The sequence below is a fragment of the Pseudomonas sp. genome, from assembly GCF_050739995.1.
Lineage (GTDB): Bacteria > Pseudomonadota > Gammaproteobacteria > Pseudomonadales > Pseudomonadaceae > Aquipseudomonas.
In genome coordinates this window covers 1-2,547 of the sequence record NZ_JBOICG010000755.1, presented here as the reverse complement: position 1 = coordinate 2,547, position 2,547 = coordinate 1, and the positions used below count along the sequence as shown (strand labels likewise).

The following is a 2,547-nucleotide window of genomic DNA, read 5'->3' as shown; positions in this document are numbered from 1 at the left end:
CGTCAAGAGCTACAACGACGTCAAGGTCGGCGACAAGATCGAAGTCTTCGAGAAGGTTCAGGTTGCTCGCAGTCTCTAACTCGCGCACTTCCGGAGCCACGCGGCGTGTGGGCATGCAAATGCCCCGCGCAGCGTACGGACTCTAAACGCAACGCCCGGTCTGGCTTTTGTCAGGCCGGGCGTTTGCCGCTTTCAGACCCCACGGGTTTCACCGTGTGGCAGTAACAGGTAACAAGACATGGCAAAAGAATACAGCCGTACCCAGCGTATCGGCGATCAGATGCAGCGTGAGCTGGCCCAACTGATCCGTCGCGAAGTCAAAGACCCCCGCGTTGGCCTGGTCACCATCACTGCGGTTGAAGTGAGTCGTGACGTGGGTCACGCCAAGATCTTCATCACCGTGATGGGCCAGGACAACAACGAAGAAATTGCGCAAAGCATCAAGGTACTCAACTCAGCCGCAGGTTTCCTGCGCATGCAGTTGGCTCGTGAAATGAAGCTGCGCAGTGTTCCCCAGTTGCACTTCCACTATGACGAAAGCGTCGTGCGTGGTGCGCACCTGTCGGCACTGATCGAGCGCGCCGTGGCTGAAGACAGCCAGCACCCGTCCACACCTGAAGACGCCAAGGAGTAAGCGGTGGCTCAGGTCAAACGTATCCGCCGTAATGTCAGCGGCATCATTCTGCTCGACAAGCCCATTGGCTTTACCTCCAATGCCGCCTTGCAGAAGGTCCGCTGGCTGCTCAACGCCGAAAAGGCCGGGCACACCGGCAGCCTCGACCCTCTGGCCACCGGTGTATTGCCGTTGTGCTTTGGCGAGGCCACCAAGTTTTCGCAATACCTGCTCGATTCTGACAAGGGTTACGAAACCCTGATGCAACTGGGCAAGACCACCACCACGGCCGACGCCGAAGGTGATGTTTTGCAGGTTCGCGACGTGACCGTTGGTCGTGCTGATATTGAAGCGGTTTTACCCGGTTTTCGTGGGGAAATCAGCCAGATACCACCGATGTACTCGGCGCTCAAGCGTGATGGCCAGCCTCTTTACAAGCTGGCACGTGCGGGCGAAGTAGTGGAGCGCGAACCGCGTTCTGTTACTATTGCGCGCTTGGAATTGCTCGCCTGCGAAGGCGACACCGCCCGATTGTCGGTGGACTGCAGCAAAGGCACCTATATTCGTACCCTGGTGGAAGATATTGGTGAGCAACTGGGCTGTGGTGCATACGTTGCAGAATTGCGACGTACTCAGGCCGGACCTTTCACCCTGGCCCAAACGGTCACGCTGGAAGAGTTGGAAGCAGTACACGCCGAGGGCGGCAACGAAGCGGTTGATCGCTTCCTGATGCCATCGGACAGCGGTTTGCTCGATTGGCCATTGCTGCACTTTTCGGAGCACAGCGCGTTCTACTGGCTCAACGGCCAGCCGGTACGTGCCCCGGACGCTCCGAAGTTCGGTATGGTGCGGGTACAGGATCATAACGGTCGCTTCATCGGTATCGGTGAAGTGAGCGAAGACGGGCGCATCGCGCCGCGTCGACTGATTCGGTCAGAATGACCGGACGAGTGTGGCTGTTAACAGGCACGGTCAACACTCATTTTTAGATACAGGGATTTGTCCCTGGCCTGTTGAAACTACCCTTTGGGTGGTTTCCTGAAAAAGGATTGCCTCATGGCTCTCGACGTTCAAGAAAAAGCACAAATCGTTGCTGACTATCAGCAAGCTGTTGGTGACACTGGTTCGCCAGAAGTGCAAGTTGCACTGCTGACCCACAACATCAACAAGCTGCAAGGTCACTTCAAGGCCAACGGTAAAGATCACCACTCCCGTCGTGGTCTGATCCGCATGGTAAACCAGCGCCGTAAGCTGCTGGACTACCTGAAAGGCAAGGATCTGGGTCGTTATCAGACTCTGATCGGTCGCCTGGGTCTGCGTCGCTAATAAGCGATTGCGCTAGAGGTTGGTTGTCTGCCGTGTGTCAGTGGGATTCCCGCTGGCTCATGGTAGGCTCCCAGCCTCAAGTTTTATCTGGATACATGTTTTACCCCTGGACCAGGTTCGGGCCGATTCCCGACATTGCCCAAGAATTTCGCAAGAAGACAAGTTCCCCCAAGAGCCACAAAGAAGGTAGGACACCGTGAACCCGGTTATCAAAAAATTCCAGTTCGGTCAGTCGACCGTTACCCTCGAGACAGGCCGTATCGCCCGTCAAGCCTCCGGCGCAGTGCTGGTTACCGTTGACGATGACGTGACCGTATTGGTGACCGTTGTTGGCGCCAAGACCGCTGACCCGAGCAAAGGCTTCTTCCCTCTGTCTGTTCACTATCAGGAAAAGACTTACGCTGCCGGTAAGATCCCTGGCGGTTTCTTCAAGCGTGAAGGCCGTCCTTCCGAGAAGGAAACCCTGACGTCGCGTCTGATCGACCGTCCGATTCGTCCGCTATTTCCTGAAGGTTTCCTGAACGAAGTGCAGGTTGTCTGCACCGTCGTTTCGACCAACAAGAAGTCCGATCCGGATATCGCTGCCATGATCGGCACCTCCGCTGCCT

General features: G+C 56.5%; 4 protein-coding genes and 1 pseudogene. All 5 read left to right on the top strand.

Features of this window, described 5'->3' with window-relative positions; genetic code table 11:
• On the top strand, positions 1 to 79 hold a 79-nt coding region (locus tag ACRESD_RS25735), incomplete at its 5' end, for a hypothetical protein (RefSeq protein ID WP_431753475.1).
• Positions 80 to 238: 159 nt separating this feature from the next.
• Positions 239 to 634, top strand: a complete 396-nt coding sequence (gene rbfA, locus ACRESD_RS25730) for a 30S ribosome-binding factor RbfA (protein ID WP_431753474.1) — start codon at positions 239 to 241, stop codon at positions 632 to 634.
• Between the two features lie 3 nt (positions 635 to 637).
• Positions 638 to 1,555 carry a tRNA pseudouridine(55) synthase TruB gene (gene truB / locus ACRESD_RS25725; RefSeq protein WP_431753473.1) on the top strand — a complete coding sequence of 306 codons (918 nt, stop codon included), beginning with the start codon at positions 638 to 640 and terminating at the stop codon, positions 1,553 to 1,555.
• Positions 1,556 to 1,669: 114 nt separating this feature from the next.
• Positions 1,670 to 1,939, top strand: a complete 270-nt coding sequence (rpsO, locus tag ACRESD_RS25720; protein WP_003177875.1) for a 30S ribosomal protein S15 — start codon at positions 1,670 to 1,672, stop codon at positions 1,937 to 1,939.
• Positions 1,940 to 2,135: 196 nt separating this feature from the next.
• Positions 2,136 to 2,547, top strand: a pseudogene (locus ACRESD_RS25715) (polyribonucleotide nucleotidyltransferase); the annotation flags it as partial.

Coding starts and splice junctions, on each gene's coding strand:
- rbfA (WP_431753474.1), top strand. CDS start 239: ATGGCAAAAGAATACAGCCGTACCCAGCGTATCGGCGATCAGATGCAG.
- rpsO (WP_003177875.1), top strand. CDS start 1,670: ATGGCTCTCGACGTTCAAGAAAAAGCACAAATCGTTGCTGACTATCAG.